Below are 22,045 nucleotides of genomic sequence, written 5' to 3' on the forward strand. Positions count from 1 at the left end.
ATCCTAAATGACCATGGTATGCTTAGGGAAAATTTGAAAAGGAAGCTGCCATGGTTTTTCGCAACCTATTTTACTCTATTGGTTTTATCACGTTAGTTGGCTGTAATACATTGCCAAATGACGTAGAAAAAAAAGTTGAAAACATGACTGACTGTGAAAAAGTCAATGCACTTATCACAGGTGCTGGTGATGGCTTTTCTATATTGAAAGGCAGCGAAATAAACGGCAAATTAATGAAGAGCTGGCGACCTAAAGCGCACTTAATTGAAGATAGTTGCCAAATTAACTTGTATACAAGCGGCAATACTGCCTATGAATGTAATAAAGCGTTTGCGGGTAAAACGCAAGCGTTAGTTAGATTTGAACAAGTGAACGAAAAGCTTAAAACCTGCTTAAGTCCAGACTGGGAAGAGAAGCAGCACTTTGGTAAAGAAAGTAGCCGCTCGACTTTTACCAGTGAGCTATCAGAGACAAAAGTCGCTGTCAATTTTGGTACTACTTTAGACAAGCAAAAGCCTTGGGCTGTTAGCTTAGAAATTGTCAAATAATCTGTTGGGTAATCATCTTTATGGTTGATAACATTTACCATTGAACGCTCAAACAGCCAAACACATTTCAACCAGTTAGCTGGCGTATTCAAAACGCCCGCTAATTCAAGCATATTAAATTTGGTAAAGAAGTAGACGCATATTTAAAGTCAAAAACCTATACCGCTTTCATAGGCATAGTTCCAACATCCTACCGCTTTTCACTATTGATTGCTTTCACACTAAACCGACTGGTTTCAAAGCGCACAACATGTCAACGCAAAGTATAAAAACCATTCAACATTTTTCTGCTTATACGAATTAAATCATAAAGATAGGAATCCAGTTCGCTTATTGATCGATAGCGACCTTTCGAACTAATAATTTACAACTAATAACGTTTAATGACGCTCGATTATGGTATCATCCGATTTTGCTATCTTCGAAATAAATAAAGCGAGGCTAATTCGAATGAAAGACACTCAATACGACTATCTTATAGTCGGTGCTGGTTTGTTTGGTGCAGTGTTTGCCCGAGAAGCTACGGATCAAGGAAAAAAAGTATTGGTGATTGACAAGCGCAATCATACTGGTGGCAATATTTATTGCGAGAATATAGAAGGCGTCAACGTACATAAGTACGGTGCGCATATTTTTCACACTAGTAATCAAGAGGTTTGGGATTACGTAAACCGCTTTGTTTCATTCAACCACTATGTAAACTCTCCTGTCGCACGTTATGAAGATAAGCTATATAACTTGCCTTTTAACATGAATACTTTCTATCAATTGTGGGGAGTAACAACACCGCAAGAAGCAAAAGATAAAATTGCCGAAGAGCGCGCGCCTTATGCAGACTTAGATCCTCAAAACCTTGAGGAACAAGCTTTATTCTTAGGCGGTAAAGACTTATACGAAAAACTAATTAAAGGCTATACAGAAAAGCAATGGGGACGCCCTGCCACTCAGATCCCTTCGTTCATCATTAAGCGTTTGCCTTTTAGGTTTACTTTCGACAATAACTACTTTAATGACTTATACCAGGGCATTCCTATCGGGGGCTACAATGCACTCACTGACGCACTACTTGAAGGTGTCGAAGTGAGAACTGGCGTAAACTATTTTGAAAACGCTGAACAATACAATGAATTAGCAGACAAAGTACTCTACACCGGTAAGATCGATGAGTTTTTTGATTGTCAATTCGGTCAGCTAGAATACCGAAGCCTACACTTTGAAACTGAAGTGTTAGATCAAGAAAATTATCAAGGTAATGCCGTGATTAACTACACCGAGCGTGATGTACCTTATACTCGTATTCTTGAACATAAGCATTTTGAATTTGGCACACAAGAAAAAACGGTAGTGACTAAAGAATACCCGCATGAATTTAGTAAAGACAACGAGCCTTACTACCCAATCAATGACGAAACAAATAATGCACTTTTAGCACGCTATCAAGAGCTAGCTAAGACCGAACCGTACGTCAATAAGTTTATCTTTGGTGGAAGACTAGCAAATTACAAATACTATGACATGGATGACACAATTGAAGCAGCATTAGCACTTACTGCTCAGGAGCTTGTGTAAATTATGACGAAGAAGGTATACATAGCTCGAAACTACCGCTCTAAGTTTGATGCAGCAGGCAAAGCCAAAATGGACTGTGAAACCATCTTGGAGAATAACGGCTGGCAGAATATTGGATTTAAGCAAACTTGGATAGCTAACTCTATTTTAGGCACATTAATTAGTGCTTTGGGTGTGACTTGGGCTATCTTAAGGCTCAAGTCTGGCAGTACCGTCTGTTTACAGTATCCATTCAATAAGTTTTACGGATATTGCTTATGGGGCGCAAAACTTAAAAAGAGTAAAGTCATTACCTTAGTCCACGACCTTAAAAGTTTAAAAGGTAAATACGGACACTCAGACAAAGAAGTCAATTTACTAAAGCAATCGGATCAGCTGATTGTACACAATGACAAAATGGCCGCTTGGTTTGCAGAGCAAAACTTCAATGCTGAAATAGCGAATATCGAAGCATTTGACTATTTGCACACTGATAACCCAAACGCCAAAAGAACTGAGACTGACTACAATGCAATACGCATTGTGTTTGCTGGTAATATGGGGCCGTTTATATACGAACTCGACGGCCTAGATCGCGGTAATTTCAAATTCGATTTATACGGTGTTGGCTATGATGAGAAAAAAATCAAAAACATCAATGATACCGTGCTTGACTACAAGGGTTGCTTCCCTTCCAATGAAGTAATCGACCATATTGATGGCGATTTTGGTCTTGTTTGGTATGGCAACACGCTAGATTCTTGCGATGGTGTTACAGGTAAATATTTAATGTACAACAATCCGCATAAGCTCTCGCTATACTTATTATGTGATATGCCAATCATCATTTGGGACAAAGCTGCAATGGCTGACTTTGTTGAAAAAGAAGGTATTGGTTTTAGCATAAGCTCGTTACGTGATATTAAGCAACGTCTTGCAGAGCTCACTCCTGAGCAAATAGAACAAATGAAACAAAATGTTCAGCGCGTAAAAGCAGATGTTCAATCAGGTCAGTACCTTTCTCGAGCTTTAAATAAGCTGTCGTAAATTTTTGCATAAAAGCCTTAATGACTCTTTCTATCCTGAAAGAGTCATTAATAATAAGTGACAAACATATTTTAACTCCCCCCGTTATGTAAGAGCTGCTCAGCTATAACTTTCCGTATCACAAAAACAACACCATGAGATAACCCTTCAATATTGCTGATCAAGTAAATGCTTATTTTATTCCTAACCATATAGCCATTTAGAATAAACAAAGTGTTGATTAATTAAATAATCATGTTAACTTAAAATTTACACTGATATAGCAGTTGTTTCACTGTTAGGCTTGCTTGTCTTCGCTGTAGCTGACGCTAACAGCGTTACAGTTGTGCAAATGACATTTTCAACTCCGCACTACAAGCTAAACCGTGTATCCATGTAAGTGGATTTTTTATTTATTAAATTAGGAAAGGAAATAATCATGTTAAAACTAAATAAAAGAAAACTAAAAAATTTGTCGGATGATAAGCAATTAGTAGATAAAAAAATGACGCCATTTATTGCCGGTGGTGTTACTACTAGTCGTTCTTGGTGTTGGACAACAGGGCTATGTACAGACACTAAATTGTGCTAAACCAAAGCACCAAATATATAGATAATTTTATCTAAATAATTCCCCAATGCTGAGGAGGCAAAGCCTCCTCATTTAAAAAGGTTTCCCTTGATTTATGTCACGCCACGACAAGCTACCACCTGCAGTCCAATACATCACACTGGCTTGCACCGCATGTGTTAAACATGAATCAGACGACCAAGTTAATTTGGCAGTCCCCCAATGCGTCTGACCGCCCCTTGAAATGGTAATTTGACCTGTGTTGGCAGCTGGCAATATAGCGGAACCATCAAATGGGCTGCTTCGAAATTGTGAGGCAACTAATACTTGCTGCCCAGACTCTCTAGATTCAGTATACGGCCTACCCGCAGAATCAAATAAATGTATTCGGATGCTAATATCAGAAGTCGATACATTACTGACATAAAACCGATAACTTTCGTTATCACTCTTAGTCCATTGTGGCAATTGAAAAGTTTTCTGCGTAGAGCACTCTATGGCTTGCACAGTGGCCGAGGCAGTAAAACCAATAAATAAAAATAACGTGCGAATGTTCATTTTTCTATCCTTAATTCAATAATTAACATTTATTTCTTCCCCTAAATACATGATTCAATTCACCGGAGAAACTGTACTACTACACAAAGACCTGACGATTAAATTTTACATTTCACTCAATTCAGAATTAAAAAACACGACTTTTTCTCCCAAAATGCTTTTTATTTACTAAGATATTTATAGAGTTGCACACTACTCGACCATCTTTTGACTTTTTTTCAATTATTGTTAATTTGAGCTTAAATTAGTGATGATTTAATGGCATAGTGTCGTTACTAAAGTAGGTAATTACATACCTTGTAATACCTGACGGATATAAAAATAATTTTAAAGTGCGTAAGGGAGAAATAATGTCCATCCAAGTAAATTTTGAACTCACAGATATCGATTTAGAACATTTTCGTTCAATGATGCAATCAGCAATCGAGCGCAGTACTCACCTCAGTGAAGAAGAAATTATCACCAAAGCACGCGAACTTGTTGAACAAATGGAAGGCACTAACGTACCTGAGTTCGTTAGAACAAGAATGATGTCTTTATCAGCTCTTATAGACGCAGTTCAAGATGAAGAATGGCAAATGCCTGAAGATGAGAAGAAAGAAATCATGCTATCTTTAGCGTACTTTGGCGAGCCAGAAGATATCGTACCAGACAATGTACCTGTACTAGGTTACATCGATGACGCAATTATGATTGAGCTTGTTCTTCAAGATTTATCTTTAGACCTTAAAGCATACCGTGAATTCTGTGGCTTTAGAGCAACGGAAGAAGCAAGACGAGGCGACCACGCAAAAGTGAACCGTGAAAGCTGGTTAGCGAGCACACGTGCACAAATACGTTCTTCAATGAGAAGAAACCGCTCAGGTTCAAAAGGCTCACGCTTTTTCTCTCGTATCATGTAAAACATAGAGCTAACAGCATAAAGGGGAACAAATTTGTTCCCCTTTTTTTTATCTAGCATTGGGATGGGTCACGCCTAACCAAGCTTTGTAAAGTTTAGCCTGTCTCGGTGTTGGAGAATATACGTGCCTCACAACTTTACTCCTGCTCCCCTGTCCACCTAGCTTAAGCTTTGTAGTCATTAACTTATCTCGGCGAATAAAGTCAACTTCAACTGTTTGCTTAGGTTCAAACAGTGCGAGTGTATGCGGTAAATCTTTTCGAACATGATGTTTATCCACTGCAACAATCTTATCACCAGATGTTAAGCCGGCCTGCCACGCACTTCCGCCACGCGCTACATGTGTCAATTCTAACAGTTGCCCTGTATTTTTTGCTGTACCATCAAAACTTGCAACAATCACTGTATCAGCCGGATAAACATGCTCAAGTCCCACTTTTGCAAACAACGCATCAAAATCAATAAGTACAGGACTATCTATATGTACACTCCACCACTGGCTGTAGTCATGTCCACTAACCTCTTTTAAGATCCGCTTAACATCGCCACTATTATACGAGTTGGGCAGCTTGTGTTGCTTATACAGCTCACTATGCACATCTCTATAGCTCACTTTACCATCGGTTTTATCAATTAAATCAATATCCAGCGCCATAGAGACTAACGCACCCTCAAGATAAATATTGGTGCTAAAGTTCTTGCCATGATCACCGGCTTGATTGATCCATTTATCATAACTGGTGTGAGCCACCGACTGCACCTCTCGACCAGGTGTTTTAAGATGCCGATTAAGCGTACTCGTAAGTGATTTGTAAAACTCTTGGTTGGTCGTGATACCGGCACTAAGTAGTAAGTAGTTCTCTAAATAGCTGGTTGAACCTTCGACTAGCCACAGTAAGTCGCTGTAATTAATATCTACATAGTCGTACGGTACCAAGCCATCAGGTCGATAATTTTTCACATTCCAAATATGGATAAACTCATGCGCAGCCGTGGAGATGAAGCCAATATAATCATCTCTAGATGCAAATTTATCCCTGTGCCGCTGAATAATCGTCGAGTTTAAATGTTCTGTTGCTCCCCTTGCACCGCTAGTTGCATGAACCATAAAGACATATCGTTCATAAGGATAATCATGCCAAATTGAGCTACCTGTTTTAACAAGCTTTTTTAAGTCCCTGATCATTAGCTCAACATCGTAGTTACCCTCTCCCCAAATGACCAATTCATAATCACGACCATCAACCGTATATTTATAAAGTTGATTTATGCCTGTTTCAATTGGCGAATCAAGTAATACATCATAATTATTCGCTTTAAAGCTGTGCTTAGAGTCAGCAAAATCCATTCCGGATACTGAGCGCCACTCGCTTGGAACTTCTAGGTTTACTTTTACAGGCTCTTGTCTAAATGAATCACTGAACATAAAAAATCCCGATGCATCAATAAATGCATGCGTGTCATCTATATGCCGAGACCTGAGGCCTAATTCATTCGCATAAACCTGGTAGGATACAACTACCTCTGTTGGCTTGTTGAGGTGTATACGCCAAGTGTTTTTGTCAATTTTGTGCCAGTTTAATGCTTGACCAGTTAAACTACTTGCTGAAAAAAAGCGAATTCCATTGGCCATATTCAATATTTCATATCGTCCAGTTCGCCAATCAGGTAATTGAACGTCGATATAAGATTGTGCCGTTTTGGGAAAGCTTACTTCTACCTGCCCAAGGTGATGTAGGATCCGTAATCGATAATGTGTATTTCACATCTGCATGTGACAGGTGGCTGACTAAAGCCAAAGTTATCAGGGATAGGTTTCTTATCATATTAGAAAAAAATAAATAGTTTTCTTAAAATTAGCAAAAATCTTTATACTTGAGTTAATAAATTCGTTGAAGCGACAAGATAAAAAACTGAGTTGACCCTCAAATTCTCCCACATTTTTCAGTAATTTGATGTAAACTTGCAATTGATATAGTAAATAAAGACGTTGGATTTTTGTGACTGATAAAACTGTACTATTGGAAAAAAAACTTTCTCAGGCTATCTCTGCTAGAAAAGCGCTTGAAGAAGCGAAAAAGACGCAGGTTTCGATGTTATCTGACTTTGCGACGCGTTTATCTTTCAGTTGTAGAGGCCAAGATGTCGCACTAGATAATCAACTAGCCAAGTTTAGAAGTGCCTTGAATAAGGGCATGGAAATTGAGCAGATCACCCCGCTCATTGAAACAGCCATAGTACAACTAAAACAACAAGAGGCTGTTTACGAAACTAATGAGCGAGCGCTTACAACACACATTCAGTCTGCTGGTAAACAGTTACAAAAACTCAAAGGTATACCTGATGACACCCGCCGCAAACTTCGTCATGTGCTCGACCATGAGCTTGCCGATGTTAAATCTGTTGCGGAGTTTGTACCACTACTTGAAAAGATTTTGCAATTTTATATGCAAACCCTTCAAGCAAAAGCAGCCCCAGAATTTAGTGCGTCACAAAGCAACCCCGAACTGGCTATTGAACTTCTTTCTTTGACCAATGAGTTAGTATTCGAAGAAGATGTCTCTGAGCAAATAAAGCAAATAAAGCAAAGCCTATCATCCGATGATTCTGTAGATTCTTTGCTAGATAACGCAGTCAGTATTATCCGCATATTTGCCAAGTCTATTGCCCGTGAGCGACAATCTGCACAAGGCTTTTTAGTTTCTTTAAACCAAACTCTCGAAGAGCTCCACAAGTCTATTGTTGAGACAACGAGTCAGTCAAAGTCAGTAAACCAAGAAGTCTCTGCGTTAAATAAACGCATCGAAGACAAAATCGCCACATTAAATACTCAAACACAACAAGCAACATCAATCACAGAGCTAAAACAACTTGTCGATAATGAACTTAAAGAGCTGAGTAAAGACTTAATTGAGCGAGAGAGTATCGAGCGCCGTGACAAAGAAGTACTACTGCAAAGCTTTGATAAGATTAATGACCGCATAAACTTACTTGAAACCAAGGTTACTAATTATAAAAAGCGTCTCAACGAGCAGAAGTTTAAAAGTTTACTCGATGGGCTTACTAAATTGCCTAATCGTGCCGCATTTGATGATCGATATAATCAAGAATTTCATTTGTTCGAAGTTCACAGTAGTGACGTGACGCTCGTCGTCATAGATGTAGATCATTTTAAGTCAATTAATGACAAATATGGTCATAGCGCCGGTGATAAAACTTTACAAGTAATTGCAAGGGCACTTAAAAAATCTATTAGAAAGGCTGACTTTATTGCCCGCTACGGTGGTGAAGAGTTTGTTCTATTGATGCCAGGCATGCCGCTGAGCTCGGCACAAAGCCCACTGGAGAAAATACGTAACACGGTGAAAGCTATTCCCTTTAAATTTAAAGAAAAAGAAGTACAGATCACAATTTCACTAGGCGCAACACAGCTTAAAAAAGGTGATACAACGCTATCGGCATTTGACCGTGCAGACAACGCCTTGTATGACGCTAAAAACTCAGGTAGAGATAAACTTTGCATTAGAGAATAACATGGAGAATGCCTATGCATGTACAGCTAAACCCCACTGGAGTTCTTAATTTATTATCACAACTAGAAGTTGACTTGTTACAACAGTCATCCACTTTTGAAAGGTATCAATTATTTAGAAACTGCGTTTTAGCTGTTCTCAACGTAGGAAGCCATACAGACTCAAGCTATGAGATATACCGCAAGTTTGAGGATTTTAACGTCAAACTAGTTGCGCGCGAGCGCGGTATAAAAATAGAGCTAACAAACCCGCCTGAGTCTGCTTTTGTTGATGGCAAAATTATCAACGGGATCCACGAACACATATTCTCTGTTATTCGCGACATATTATTCATTTGTCAACGACACCAAGATAGCCTGATTGATCCCAAAGAAATTACCCACATGGTATTTGACATGTTGCGAAATGCAGATGCCTTAGAGGTCAATACAGATCCTAATATGGTGGTATGCTGGGGTGGTCATTCAATTAACGAGCAAGAATATAAATACACCAAAGAAGTAGGCTATCAACTAGGCCTGAGAGGATTAAATATCTGTACAGGTTGTGGGCCAGGCGCAATGAAGGGGCCGATGAAAGGCGCTACAATTGGGCATGCTAAACAGCGTATCACCAACAACCGATATTTGGGCCTGACAGAACCCAGTATCATCGCAGCTGAACCACCAAACCCAATCGTCAATGAATTGGTCATATTACCCGATATTGAAAAAAGACTTGAAGCGTTCGTTAGAACTGCACATGCCATTATTATTTTCCCTGGTGGCGCGGGTACATCAGAAGAGCTGCTGTATTTACTAGGGATCTTGCTCCACCCAGAAAATAAAAAGCAAGTGTTGCCAGTGATCTTAACAGGCCCCTCCTCTAGCGCGGCTTATTTTGACGAAATTGCAAAATTTGTTGAAAAAACTCTGGGTAAAGAAGCACTCGATAAATTTGAAATCATTATTGATGACCCTGAACGTGTAGCAAAATACATCAAATCAGAAATGCCCAATGTGAGAGAGTACAGAAAGTCGGAAGGGGATGCTTACTATTTTAACTGGACACTTAAAATTGAAGAGCCTTTTCAAATGCCTTTCGAACCAACGCATGAGAACATGGCTTCACTCAACTTACACCTAAATCAGCCCAAAGAAATACTTGCAGCAAATCTAAGACGCGCTTTTTCAGGGATCGTTGCGGGGAATGTTAAGGACAACGGTGTAAAAGCCATTAAACAACATGGTCCTTATATTCTGTCTGGTGATAAATCACTTATGACAGATATGGATAGGCTGCTACAAGCTTTCGTTAGCCAAGGCCGAATGAAATTGCCTGGTAGCAAATACGAACCCTGTTATAAAATTCAGGCTTAGTTAAAGCACACCTGTAAACTCAGTAAACAAAACCAATATGGGGCGATGAACTCTCATTGCCCCTCTGTTATAATCCCCACACCAGCAACTTATTGTTAATTAAATTATATTTATGGCTCACTTACTTCTGATTGACGCACTGAACCTAATTCGTCGTATTTATGCTGTTGATTGCGAACAATCCGGGCTGACAGATGAGCAAATCATTAAAAGCTGTACCCAACGGGTAAAAAATGCGACCCGAAAATTACTAAAAGCATCTCAAGCAAGCCACGCCATTGCCGTGTTTGATGGTGACAGAAGCTGGCGATATCATCTTTACCCACAGTACAAAGCAAATAGAAAGCCCATGCCTAGCGAACTAAAAACAAGTTTAGAAACGGTTGCTACAGGGTTTACCGAACACAATGTCAAAGCTTACTTTCCTTTGCAGGATGAAGCAGATGATATTCTTGCTACTTTGGCATTTAAAGCAGCAAGCCATGGCGTTAGCTCTACCATAGTGTCGACTGATAAAGGATTTTTACCTTTAATCAATGAACATATAAGTGTTTACGACTATTTTAAGCAGCAAACCATCAATGCAGATGATGTACAGAAAAAGTTTTCCATAGATAAAAATAAACTTCATGATTTTTGGGGCCTAATGGGCGATAAGACCAATGACATTCCCGGCGTCAAAGGTGTTGGAAAAAAGACAGCTATCGATGTATTGAGTGAATTTGGTTCCGTTGAAAACGCGCTTGAAAGCCAAAACCTTAATGCCACTGCCAGAAAGAAAATTGAGTCTGATATTGATAACTTTATATTAAGCAAATCACTTGTGGCACTTAGAACGGATATTGAGGTTGGCTTTACTTTAAAAGAACTTAGACTGTAGTTGTTGCGTTAAACTCAAATTACTTGTTATAGATACATGCTTCAGATAACCTTAGCGTGCTGTATTCAGGTGACGTAAATGATAAAAAAAGTTCTACAATATATATTTCTCGGCCTCGCCGTGTACGCGGGTATTGTCTATCTTGTTATCAACTTTTATAAAGATGACCCAAGAGCCATGCTTTGGAAAGATAGAGAAGCATTTAATAAAAGGTTTATCAGTAAGCTTAGACCTGATACAAAAATGAATTTAGAGGCCGTGTTAGATAATTTAGGAAGCCCAGATCTTACCTATGTAAAGTCTGATGACGATACCGTATTTCAAATTGTGTATTACAGAACACAACTAATGAAGCCTGATGGCATTACCACTCAAGATGAGTGCACCGGTTTGCTGTTTAAAAATGGTCAACTTATTTTATGGGGTGCAGGTGCCATAGTAGCTTACGAGAAAGCGCTCACCAATGACGAATAATAAAGACGTATCTAAACAACTGTTTGAACTGGTAAATAAAACTGAACAAATACTGAGGCTGTACTATAACAAGCAAAAATGGCCAAGTATTTTCCCAACCCTTGCAGAGTTAGCACAGCTATATACCGAAACATATCAGCACAGTCCAAATGCTCTTCATAGCTACTTATCGTTACACTTTAAGCAATTATCTCCAACTACCAACCTTGTCGTTAAGAAATGCGTACTTGTTTGTATGATTGCGCAAGGCCACGGTTACTCCCATAAAATCCGCCAAGAGCTCCTTGTTGCCTGCTTGGCCAGTTTCTTATGTGTCAAGAATGAAAGTGATAAGCTACTTAGTGGTCAATCATTAACTGAACAGGGTAAGAAGATATGGAAAGTCAGGTATCAACTTGCTGTAAAAGTGCTGGAGCATGGCGGTTCGATCAACAAGCAAGCCGCAAGAATAATGTCTAGGTTGCACCCTTACTGTGAAACATTAAAGAGCAAACTCAATACACCTTTGTATGACAACATCACCTTAATTGTGGCCATAGCGCAAATTATTGCAACGTCACTGATAAAAAAAACCACGCCCAACGTATTGGCTCAAGCGGTTAAAAAGCTGCATTTGGCAAGCCAAGATGAGTTCACTCGCGATACATTAAACAAATTAGCCACTCAGTTTAGTTACTTCCCTGTCGGCTGCTCAACTCAGTATCGTGGTCAAACAGCGCTTTTATTGCAAGTTAATGGCAAGAATCAAATAATTTGCACTTTTAAAGATAAAAAAATAGATCGACTAGTTAAAACACAGCACCCTCTAAGACTAGAGTTCAGACCGTTTAAGACAGCAGATAAACACCTGCTATTTAACGTATGGGGTCACGTGGAGCCACAAATACAAGAAGCTGATAATGATGCATTTGAACCTACGTATTCAGTAATAGACAAGCTCGGCAAAAATAGTTTTAGTAGCTTTAGAGCGATAGAGAAAACCATTGCGCCCTTTCCATATATTGAACAAGCGCTGCAGCAAGCAGCCAAACAATATAATCGCGAATCGCAAAAAGGCGCAAACACACGACATTGCTTAACGATGGTTGGGCTTAACACCGCCAGCTTACTATGCCAGCGAGTGCTCATAGAGCAGGTTATTTCTCAATTAAAGCACCCTTTTGCTTTGGATATTTGGCATAAGTACCAACAACTCGCTCTGATCCTCGCGACATTGACAAAGCAAACCTATGGACAAGACTATGAAAGTGTTCTTTCTCCAATTAGTGCTGTTATTGCTTTTATGCTCAAACACCATGATATAGACATTAAACGCTTTACCTGTGTTAGTGAGCAAAGTGACGATAACACGCCATATTCTCTAGCAAGATTATTTGGCTTCTTAGAATTCAACTCCGCCAAATTAGACGAATACTTTACTCACCATTTTGATAACAGCGCCCCCCATAATGCATTTATGCAATCAGAAAAAGAAAAACATAATGCATTAAGTGAAGAAGCTAAGACATTTGTCGCTATAAAGGTACTCGCTATGCAATGGAGCAGCGCATATTTTGAGCCCACTAGCTGGCAACGCCTTGTTTTAGAAAATCAAATAAGTTTGTTTGGTTGGCGTGATGAGGCACAGTTGAACGACGCAATACTCGAGCTATCTTTATACAGTGTGATTGAATAATATTTATTCTATAAATATAGAATATAACAGACATAATTAGAATTTATGCCTTTTTATCATTCCTTGCTGGAATATCTATGAATAAATTGCTATAAAACGCGCTTAATTTTTCAAGCGAACACACACTTTTTATTTGATTGACTACAATAAACAAGTCCTTCTTTTATGTGTGTACAATTTATTTTGATAAAGGAAAACTAAATGGCTAAGCAAACAGTTACCGTTATTCGTGGTGATGGTATCGGTCCAAGCATCATCGACTCAGCGATTGAAATTTTAAACGCAGCAGGCTGTGACTTCGAATACGAATATGTTGACGCAGGTCTTGCAGCGCTAGAAAAAACAGGTGAACTTCTTCCACCTGAAACCCTAGAAGCAATTGAGCGCAACAAGCTTACATTAAAAGGTCCTTTAACAACGCCTGTAGGTGAAGGTTTCACATCTATCAATGTAACTTTACGTAAGCAATTTGGCTTATATGCAAACGTACGCCCAGTGAAATCTTTCGAAGGCACACAAGCGCGTTACGACAACATTGACATCATTACCGTACGTGAAAACACGCAAGGTATGTATTCTGGCCTAGGCCAAGTAACATCTGAAGATGGTACTGAAGCTGAAGCAATGTCTAAAATTACACGTGAAGGTGCAGAAAAGATTGTTACTTTCGCATACGAACTTGCACAGCGCGAAGGTCGTAAAAAGGTAACTGCTGTTCATAAAGCAAACATCTTAAAATCAACGTCAGGCCTATTCCTTAAAGTTGCACGTGAAGTGGGTGAGCGTTTCCCTGACATCGAGTCTGCAGAAATGATCGTTGATGCAACTTGTATGAAACTAGTTATGAATCCAGATGAGTTTGACGTTGTAGTGACAACTAACCTATTTGGTGACATCATCTCTGACCTATGTGCGGGTCTAGTTGGTGGCTTAGGCATGGCTCCGGGCGCAAACATTGGTGAGAATGCGGCAATCTTCGAAGCGGTACACGGTAGTGCTCCTGACATCGCGGGTAAAAACCTTGCAAACCCAACATCAGTTATCCTAGCGTCTATTCAGATGCTAGAGTACTTGGATATGGGTGATACAGCTGAGCGTATTCGCAGCGCTGTTGCAGATGTGATCAAATCAGGCGATCGCACAACTCGTGACCTTGGTGGAAACCACGGAACAACAGACTTTACACAAGCTGTAATTGAGCGTCTATAATAACGCCCCCCAATAAGGTAGCGCACTTTGCGCTATCTTTTAAACATATACCCGCTTTGCTTCTTCCTATCCCCTAATTCCAATTGATACTTTTAGCACATATTCTTAACTCGTTGTGAGATAAGCTATTTCTCAATAAATGCATGTCGAACTATTGCGTTTTCAGAACTAAAAAACACAATAAATTATGCGCATTTGTTGGTTTTTATAAACTGAAATACTACCTTTCAAATTTATCAACACGAAAAAGGGCTATATTATGCAAACAAAAGCCCCATCCCCTTGACAGAAACATCGATTGCCCTTTAAATAAACAGTGTTTAAATAATTTAGTAGATTTGAAATGACTTTAGTTAAGCTTGTACAAATGGTTCTCGTGGTGGTCTTAGTGTTAAGTCCATAGGGGCCTGTGTGAGTATACGCTTTCATCGACCCCGCAAAATGCGGGGTTTTTTTATGCCAAGATTTGGCTTGGCTGAGGAATGAGGTAATGAATGAGCAATTTAATGGCTCCGAGTTAGTTGTAAAGGCGCTAAAAGATTTAGAGGTAGAATTCATATTTGGCTATCCAGGCGGATCTGTATTGGACTTATATGATGCATTATTCGAGCAAAGCGATGTTGAACATATTCTGGTACGCCACGAACAAGCTGCCACACATATGGCTGATGGGTACTCACGTGCTACTGGAAAAACAGGCGTGGTATTAGCAACCTCAGGACCAGGAGCGACAAACTGCATAACAGGTATTGCAACAGCTTACATGGACTCCATCCCCATGGTTGTTTTATCAGGCCAAGTTCCCTCTAGTTTAATCGGTGATGATGCATTTCAAGAAACAGATATTGTCGGCTGCTCAAGACCAATCGTGAAGCACAGTTTTAACTGTCGAAACGCAGAAGAAATTCCCGCAATCTTGTCTAAAGCATTTTACTTAGCCAGTACCGGGCGACCTGGACCGGTCGTCGTTGAGCTGCCAAAAGATGTACTAAACCCTCAAATCAAATTCAACTATGTAATGCCTCAACAGCTGGATATGAGGACTTATAACCCGAGTAAAAAAGGCCATACGAAACAAATTAAGAAGGCCGTTGAAGCAATTTTACAAGCCAAAAAGCTGGTCATTTATTCTGGTGGTGGGATCATACTATCAGATACATCAGATAAGTTGACTGAACTTGTTGAAAAGCTTAACGCACCTATTACAAATACGCTAATGGGATTAGGAGGAATAAGCGGAAATCACCCAAACTTTATCGGTATGTTAGGCATGCATGGTTCTTTAGAAGCCAACAAAGCAATGGCCAATGCAGATACCATTTTAGCGTTAGGAGCAAGATTTGATGACCGAGTAACAAATAATGTTGAAAAGTTTTGCCCTAATGCCAAAATTGTTCATGTGGACGTAGACCCAACATCTATCTCAAAAACTATTCAGGCGCATATTCCTGTCGTGGGTTGTTTGGACACCGTTTTGACTCAGCTTCTAGAGGGCATAGATCAAAGTAGTATGACCATAGACCGAAGCGCTCAAGAAGCATGGTGGCAAGATATTACATTATGGCGTGAAATGAAGTGCTTAGACTTTGAAACCGAGGAAGATAAAATTAAGCCTCAAACCGTTATCCAAAAACTTCATGCGATCACAAATGGTGATGCATACATCACTTCAGATGTTGGGCAACACCAAATGTTCGCAGCGCAATACTACCCGTTTAAGAACCCTCGTCAGTGGATCAATTCTGGCGGCCTCGGCACCATGGGCTTTGGGCTACCTGCTGCAATGGGTGTAAAAGTGGCTTTCCCTCAAGATGAAGTGGTATGCGTCACGGGTGACGGCTCAATCCAAATGAACATCCAAGAGTTATCAACTTGCTTGCAATATGGTTTAAACGTAAAAGTCGTTTCGCTCAATAATCGCTCTTTAGGCATGGTCAGACAGTGGCAAGATATGCTTTACGATGGCCGCCATTCTAGTTCTTACATGGAATCCTTACCAGACTTTGTGGCTTTAGCCCAAAGCTATGGACATGTTGGGATCCGCGTTGATCATCCTGATGAGCTCGATGAGGCATTAGAAAAAGCATTCTCGATTAAAGATCGCTTGGTATTTTTAGACATTCGTGTAGATGAAAGTGAGCATGTATATCCAATGCAAATTAAGCATGGTGCAGTTGATGAAATGTGGTTGAAAAAAGGGGTGAAAGCATAATGCGACGTATATTAGCAATCTTATTAGAAAACGAGCCAGGTGCCCTATCCAGAATAGTTGGTCTTTTCTCTCAAAGAGCATACAACATAGATAGCTTAACTGTTGGTACAACTGATGACAAAACGCTCTCTCGGATCACTATCACAACGCATGGAGATGATAGAGTGGTCGAACAAATAACAAAGCAAGTTAATAAACTGGTGGATGTGCTTAAAGTGTTCGACTTAACAGAAATCAATCACATCGAACGTGAACTTTTAATGGTTAAGGTATTCACCAGGAACGAAGCAATGAGAGCCGCTGTAACGCGTGTGAGTGACGTTTTCGGTGCAACCATTGTAGATATGGGAAAGCAAAGCTATACGCTTCAGCTAGCCAGCAGTACCGATAAAATAGAGAGCTTTTTAGATATGCTACGCCACGAAAGCGACTTAATTGAACTTGTCAGATCTGGTGCCGTTGGTATTGGCAGAGGTGACAAGGCACTTAAGAGCTGAAGAAACACTGCCTCGATTTAGTACGGGCCACAGCGCCCGTCATAACGACGCAAATCTTGATTGGAATTTATACTAAATGTATACGCCAAATATGAGCGGTATTTAAACTAAAAAAAGAGCCATTGGGCTCTTTTTTAGTGTTGGCTTCAAGAGAACTCAAAGCCGAATGATTCATTGGTTTACTATAGGTTAACCTGATCTTTTAAGCCTTTACCCGCTTTAAAGCTTGGGATATTTGCTGCTGGGATTTGGATCTCAGCGCCAGTTTGTGGGTTACGACCTGTACGTGCTGCGCGCTCTTTCACAGAGAAAGTACCAAAACCAACTAGTGCTACTGAGTCGCCTTCTTTTAGAGCTTCAGTTACAGCACTAGTTAAAGCGTCTAATGCACGGCCAGCCGCCGTCTTAGAGATATCAGCGTCGTTCGCGATCTTTTCAACTAGTTGAGCTTTGTTCATTTTAAAAATTCCTATATTTTTTTATTTTCTGCCGGAGCAAATTCTATGTTTATTCATTTTAACCATGAGTGCAAGCCAAAATTCAACTATATTCTAAATTAATCAAACAAATTGTGCTTGTACCGCATATATTTAGCTAAAAAGGGAACTATTTAGCTCAATACCTCGCCATTGCGTCTGATATGAGATTGAGCATCTAACCAACGCAAACATTCAAAACCGACAAACCATATTGCCCCATACATAATCCAAAAAATCCACAGTGGTTCTAAAGTAGACAAAATACCTGCCTTAGAACCCGCGTAATAACTGCCAGGCGTGCACAACCAAACAATGGGCGCCCTGTATTTTAATGGCAAATGAAAAAGCTTATTTAGAGATTCTCTAAACGAAAACAATAATGCCAGCCATAATAATAAAAGCCATAAAGGGATCACGGCGGTGCCATAATCGATCACACCGACAGTGACAGCCACCACCTCAATGGCCATGCCTACGGATAAACCTACTAACACAAACTTTACATCTCTAGCTTTAGCAGGACTGAGTGCAAACATTAATACTATCGTAGCAAACACCACAAGTAGAGACTCTTCTTTTAAGAAAAAGACGGCAAACCAAGCTAGCTGAAATAAAACAAAATTAGTAACGACAGAATACTTTTTCATCATCACTCACAAACCTTGGTTTTCTTGCTACCAAATGCACTGCACTTGTCGCTCTTTGCTTAAAACCGCCTTCGCAATAGCACAAGTAAAACTCCCAAAGTCTGTAAAAACGCTGGTCAAACTTTTGATTGTCTAAAGACGGCCACGCCTTATCAAAACGCTCCCGCCAATCAAACAACGTTTTAGCGTAATGTAAGCCGATGTCTTTTATAGAATGAACGACCAAATCAGTACTATTGCAAATTTGTTTGCTCATTTCAGTGATCGAAGGTAAACACCCACCTGGGAAAATATATTGCTGAATAAAATCGGAGTTCTTCAGATAGTGATGATAACGCTGACAAGCAATCGTAATAGCTTGTATCAGCATAATGCCATCTGGTTTAAGCAAACTGCTGCATTTTTCAAAAAAGCCTGATAAGTATTCATGGCCTACAGCTTCAATCATTTCGATTGATACAAGCTTGTCAAATTTGCCATTTAACTCTCTGTAATCATCTTTTAATAGCGTAATCTGCCCCTCTAAACCCAACTCAGTAATTTTCTCACTGACATAGGCATGCTGTTCTTCAGAAATTGTCGTCGTTGTCACCTTACAACCATAATGTTGCGCGGCATAAATCGCAAAAGCCCCCCACCCAGTTCCAATTTCAATTACGTGATCGCTTTTTTGTAAGTCGACTTGCTCGCATATTTCTTTAAGTTTGTGCTGCTGAGCCTGCTCTAAGGACGCATCATGAGTTGGATATACAGCACTTGAATACAGCATTTCTTCACTCAAAAATGAGCTATATAAATCATTACCTAAATCATAATGAGCAACTATATTTTTCTTTGAACCTGATTTTGTATTACGATTTTTAAAGTGTGTGGCTTTATTAAACAAGCCAGAGATTAGTGCAAATTTTTTTTCAAATGCATCTAGCACGTCCTGATTGACTACAAAAATTTCTATTAGCTTAGTTAAATCAGAACAGCTCCAATGGCCGAGTATATAAGATTCGCCAGCACCAACGCTGCCACCCAGTGCAAACTTATTATACATTTGGTTGGACTGAACATGTATAACGGTACTGTCGTCGCTACTTTGGTCGCCAAAAGAAAATTCTTGTCCACCATCGATTAATTTTATGTGTCCCCAAGTGATTTGTTCAAACGCTTTTAAAACCAAGGTTCTACACATCTTTGTTAAAAAGCTGTCACTGCTCTCACTATTATAGGATTGTGTCGTTTTTTCCATCTTACAAACTTCCAGGATGACTGATAAAAGGAACTCGCTTCAAAAAAAGCTTTAACGCTTGCCAATAAATGCCCTTAAGTATTGAAAAGGTCATCGCTGGGAACTGCTTTAATAAATTACTAATAGAATGCTTTTCTAACGGCACTCTACGCAGTCTTAAAGTCGCGTCAAATAAGAGTTCACGCTCTTTTTTGTTCTCGATATGGACAAAGGCATGTTGCGCTGGTGCTTTGATATGCCAATGATATTCCATATCTAAATTCATGAAAGGTGATACGTGAAAGGTCTTTTCAAAGTTCACTTTTTTTCCAAGAGGCACGAGGTAATAATGTCTCTCATTCCATGGCGTGTTACTGACTTCGGCCAACATGTGAGTATATTCGCCATCTTCCTTGGAAAAAAAATAAAAGTTTACTGGGCTAAAATAATACCCAAAACATCGGCACAGCCCCATTAAATAAACTTTACTGTCAGATGCATCTACACCTAACGCCAAACTTTTATCTAATGCACGCTGCTTCAAACTACCAGCAGACCCATCTAAATAATCAGCCTGTTCAAAACGTAGTAGCTTTTTCCCCTTGGTGCCAAATAAAGGATGAATATCATCGAGCTGATTTAATTCATCCAAATCGATACACATCATATACATAGGATATCTGAAGTTATGTTCAGAAACGGCAAAGCGACGATGCCTAACATCTCCTAAATAGATGGCACTATTCAAAATGCCACTCCCAGCTTTTTGGCAACGTCAACTGCGCTACGAACGCCATCTTCATGGAAGCCATTAAACCAATAAGCACCGCAAAAATAAGTACGATTTACACCATCTACTTCAGACTTTCTTTTTTGCGCACGAATACTTTGTGTATTAAATACAGGGTGATAATAAGTAAACTTTTGAATTACTTTCTCTTGGTCAATCTGACTGTCATTGTTCAGCGTCACGCAGTACTGCTGTGAGGATGATAGCCCTTGGAGGATATTCATCTGATAAGTCACACTAGCAGGGCGAGTTTGGCTTTCGTCTAACGCATAATTCCAGCTCGCCCAAGCTGCTCTTCGTTTAGGTAGAAGTGACACGTCAGTATGCAAAACGACGCTATTTGGCGTATACGGGATTGCACCGAGCACCTCACGTTCAATCTCACTGGCATCTCCAAGTAGCTTCAGGGCTTGATCTGAGTGACACGCAAATACGACTTCGTCGAATTGCTCTGAATGACCATCTTGAAAAGTGATTTCAACATAGTCGTCATGCCGAACAACTGACTTGATGTCCGTATTTAACTTTATTCTATCTTTGTAAGATTGCGTTAATGGGCCAATATATTGCTTCGACCCGCCCGGGATAACATACCATTGAGGGCGACCTGCTACATCCAACAGCCCGTGGTTATAAAAAAACTGGATAAAGAACTGTATTTCAAAATCCAACATACCTTTCAAGCTGGTAGACCAAATAGCAGCGCCCATGGGCAAGATATAGTGCTTTTTGAAAAAATCATCAAACCCATGTGCGTTTAAAAAGTCACCCAAATTTGTGTAATTAGAGTAATCACCGCTGTGATATAAGTCTTTCGATAGCCGATTAAACTTAACAATGCTATACAAAAACCGCCAAAATTTGAGTGACAAAATATTGCGTTTTTGCGCAAATAACGAGAAAAATGTGTGACCGTTATATTCAAAATCTTTATCTGCCGTTTTCACACTAAAACTCATTTGTGTTGGTTTACGCCCAACGCCTATTTGATCAAGCAGCTTTTCAAATAAAGGATAAGTACGGTCATTAAATACGATAAAGCCGGTATCAATGCCTTTTGTGCCTTCGGGGGTGTCAACATCAATAGTCGCGGTGTGACCGCCTAATCTATCTTCTTTCTCAAATACGGTAATATTGTGTTTTTTATTCAGTAAGTAGGCTGCACTAAGTCCAGAGATCCCAGTTCCTATTATTGCAATATTTTTCAACGTTTTATCCTTTTTGCTAACGGCAGCCACCAGTTAAATGGTAGTAATGAAAATAACTTTAAAAACAAGGTAAAGCGCCTTGGAAAATGCACTTCCTTTTTACGTTTAAATACACCTTGATATATTCTCTCTGATGCCTGCTCTACAGTGACTAGACAAGGCATAGGGAAATCATTTTTATTAGTTAATGGTGTTTCTACAAAACCAGGGTGAACCAAAGTTACATCAATACCTTGAAGTTCAACCTGCATAACACGCGTTAAATAGCTTAATGCCGCTTTTGACGCACCGTAAGCTTGCGCACGGGGCAGCGGCAAAAAGCTCGCGCTAGAACTGACTATAACGAGTTGTCCACCAGACTTAATTTTCGGGATGAAAGCTTCTAAGCAATACCCTGTCGCTATCAAGTTGGCATGAATAACTCGTTCAAACAATGCAGAATCAAAGTTATTCGCATCGTCTATATATTCGCAAACCCCTGCATTTAGAATGATTATATCTTGCGCTTCTATTTTGCTGGCAGCGTCGAAAACTTGCTCTTTATCTGTCATATCGAACCTTGAAGTGCTAACGCCACTTGATTCAAATTTCGACAGTTTCTCTTGGTTTCTTCCACATGCTATTACTTCGGCAGACTGCGCGTAACGATTAACTAAAGCCTCTCCAATTCCAGATGTAGCACCGGTTATTAGTACACTTTTTGCTTCCATAC

Annotated in this window: 20 protein-coding genes and 1 pseudogene; 13 read left to right on the forward strand and 8 right to left on the reverse strand. The window is 39.7% G+C overall.

The genetic code is table 11. From position 1 onward, the window contains the following. The first annotated feature begins 50 nt into the window (after window positions 1–50). The 4 genes from AC2CZC_RS24245 (at window position 51) to AC2CZC_RS24260 (ending at window position 3,714) form a co-directional block, all read left to right on the forward strand. The gene (locus AC2CZC_RS24245; RefSeq protein ID WP_284020686.1) at window positions 51–548 is read left to right on the forward strand and encodes a hypothetical protein; all 498 of its coding nucleotides are present in this window, start codon (window positions 51–53) and stop codon (window positions 546–548) included. Between the two features lie 450 nt (window positions 549–998). Beyond that, entirely contained in the window at window positions 999–2,117 is a 1,119-nt protein-coding gene (gene glf / locus AC2CZC_RS24250; RefSeq protein WP_237136637.1) for a UDP-galactopyranose mutase, read from the forward strand. A 3-nt stretch (window positions 2,118–2,120) separates the two neighbouring features. Then, window positions 2,121–3,143, forward strand: a complete 1,023-nt coding sequence (locus tag AC2CZC_RS24255; RefSeq protein ID WP_237136636.1) for a glycosyltransferase — start codon at window positions 2,121–2,123, stop codon at window positions 3,141–3,143. Window positions 3,144–3,561: 418 nt separating this feature from the next. Then, window positions 3,562–3,714: a hypothetical protein gene (locus AC2CZC_RS24260; RefSeq protein WP_155731913.1), complete on the forward strand. Its 153-nt coding sequence runs from the start codon at window positions 3,562–3,564 to the stop codon at window positions 3,712–3,714. Window positions 3,715–3,786: 72 nt separating this feature from the next. Here the strand turns inward: AC2CZC_RS24260 and AC2CZC_RS24265 are convergent, their stop codons facing one another. Continuing rightward, window positions 3,787–4,251 (reverse strand): hypothetical protein, encoded by a 465-nt coding sequence (locus AC2CZC_RS24265; RefSeq protein WP_484584957.1) that lies wholly within the window; start codon window positions 4,249–4,251, stop codon window positions 3,787–3,789. A gap of 350 nt (window positions 4,252–4,601) precedes the next feature. Between AC2CZC_RS24265 and AC2CZC_RS24270 the strand changes: the two genes are divergently transcribed. Further along, window positions 4,602–5,153 carry a YkvA family protein gene (locus AC2CZC_RS24270; protein ID WP_237136634.1) on the forward strand — a complete coding sequence of 184 codons (552 nt, stop codon included), beginning with the start codon at window positions 4,602–4,604 and terminating at the stop codon, window positions 5,151–5,153. Window positions 5,154–5,201: 48 nt separating this feature from the next. On the opposite strand, the pseudogene AC2CZC_RS24275 reads toward AC2CZC_RS24270, so the two are convergent. Beyond that, window positions 5,202–6,978 (reverse strand): annotated as a pseudogene (locus AC2CZC_RS24275) (M61 family metallopeptidase). A gap of 174 nt (window positions 6,979–7,152) precedes the next feature. Here AC2CZC_RS24275 and AC2CZC_RS24280 point away from each other — a divergent pair. From AC2CZC_RS24280 to ilvN, 8 genes are all read left to right on the forward strand, one after another. Further along, window positions 7,153–8,685, forward strand: coding sequence for a GGDEF domain-containing protein (locus tag AC2CZC_RS24280; protein WP_484584958.1), 1,533 nt, complete (start codon window positions 7,153–7,155; stop codon window positions 8,683–8,685). A gap of 14 nt (window positions 8,686–8,699) precedes the next feature. Beyond that, window positions 8,700–10,043, forward strand: a complete 1,344-nt coding sequence (gene ppnN / locus AC2CZC_RS24285; RefSeq protein WP_063363724.1) for a nucleotide 5'-monophosphate nucleosidase PpnN — start codon at window positions 8,700–8,702, stop codon at window positions 10,041–10,043. Between the two features lie 112 nt (window positions 10,044–10,155). Further along, window positions 10,156–10,923: a flap endonuclease Xni gene (xni, locus tag AC2CZC_RS24290; RefSeq protein ID WP_484584959.1), complete on the forward strand. Its 768-nt coding sequence runs from the start codon at window positions 10,156–10,158 to the stop codon at window positions 10,921–10,923. 78 nt (window positions 10,924–11,001) lie between these two features. Next, complete coding sequence (locus tag AC2CZC_RS24295; protein ID WP_237136630.1) at window positions 11,002–11,397, forward strand: DUF3192 domain-containing protein; 396 nt, start codon at window positions 11,002–11,004, stop codon at window positions 11,395–11,397. Beyond that, window positions 11,387–13,072, forward strand: coding sequence for a hypothetical protein (locus AC2CZC_RS24300; protein WP_484584960.1), 1,686 nt, complete (start codon window positions 11,387–11,389; stop codon window positions 13,070–13,072). The genes AC2CZC_RS24295 and AC2CZC_RS24300 overlap by 11 nt, the downstream gene beginning before the upstream one ends. A 201-nt stretch (window positions 13,073–13,273) precedes the next feature. Next, window positions 13,274–14,281: an isocitrate dehydrogenase gene (locus AC2CZC_RS24305; RefSeq protein WP_063363720.1), complete on the forward strand. Its 1,008-nt coding sequence runs from the start codon at window positions 13,274–13,276 to the stop codon at window positions 14,279–14,281. A 490-nt stretch (window positions 14,282–14,771) separates the two neighbouring features. Further along, on the forward strand, window positions 14,772–16,493 hold the full coding sequence (locus tag AC2CZC_RS24310; protein WP_484584961.1) for an acetolactate synthase 3 large subunit: 1,722 nt from the start codon (window positions 14,772–14,774) through the stop codon (window positions 16,491–16,493). After that, window positions 16,493–16,990 (forward strand): acetolactate synthase small subunit, encoded by a 498-nt coding sequence (ilvN, locus tag AC2CZC_RS24315; protein WP_063363718.1) that lies wholly within the window; start codon window positions 16,493–16,495, stop codon window positions 16,988–16,990. The genes AC2CZC_RS24310 and ilvN overlap by 1 nt, the downstream gene beginning before the upstream one ends. Window positions 16,991–17,172: 182 nt before the next feature. Here ilvN and hupB read toward each other — a convergent pair whose 3' ends face one another. The 6 genes from hupB to AC2CZC_RS24345 all read right to left on the reverse strand — a co-directional run bounded on the left by hupB (window position 17,173) and on the right by AC2CZC_RS24345 (window position 22,043). Further along, window positions 17,173–17,448 carry a nucleoid-associated protein HU-beta gene (gene hupB, locus AC2CZC_RS24320; RefSeq protein ID WP_023397797.1) on the reverse strand — a complete coding sequence of 92 codons (276 nt, stop codon included), beginning with the start codon at window positions 17,446–17,448 and terminating at the stop codon, window positions 17,173–17,175. A 152-nt stretch (window positions 17,449–17,600) separates the two neighbouring features. Continuing rightward, on the reverse strand, window positions 17,601–18,119 hold the full coding sequence (locus AC2CZC_RS24325) for a DUF2878 domain-containing protein (protein WP_484584962.1): 519 nt from the start codon (window positions 18,117–18,119) through the stop codon (window positions 17,601–17,603). Beyond that, the gene (locus AC2CZC_RS24330) at window positions 18,091–19,356 is read right to left on the reverse strand and encodes a class I SAM-dependent methyltransferase (protein ID WP_484584963.1); all 1,266 of its coding nucleotides are present in this window, start codon (window positions 19,354–19,356) and stop codon (window positions 18,091–18,093) included. Before AC2CZC_RS24330 ends, AC2CZC_RS24325 begins: the two co-directional genes overlap by 29 nt. Window position 19,357: 1 nt before the next feature. Next, complete coding sequence (locus AC2CZC_RS24335) at window positions 19,358–20,083, reverse strand: DUF1365 domain-containing protein (RefSeq protein WP_484584964.1); 726 nt, start codon at window positions 20,081–20,083, stop codon at window positions 19,358–19,360. Next, complete coding sequence (locus AC2CZC_RS24340) at window positions 20,080–21,333, reverse strand: NAD(P)/FAD-dependent oxidoreductase (protein WP_484584965.1); 1,254 nt, start codon at window positions 21,331–21,333, stop codon at window positions 20,080–20,082. Before AC2CZC_RS24340 ends, AC2CZC_RS24335 begins: the two co-directional genes overlap by 4 nt. Beyond that, window positions 21,330–22,043, reverse strand: coding sequence for an SDR family NAD(P)-dependent oxidoreductase (locus AC2CZC_RS24345; RefSeq protein WP_484584966.1), 714 nt, complete (start codon window positions 22,041–22,043; stop codon window positions 21,330–21,332). Before AC2CZC_RS24345 ends, AC2CZC_RS24340 begins: the two co-directional genes overlap by 4 nt. Window positions 22,044–22,045: the final 2 nt, after the last annotated feature.

The sequence above is a fragment of the Pseudoalteromonas sp. MMG033 genome, from assembly GCF_057197785.1.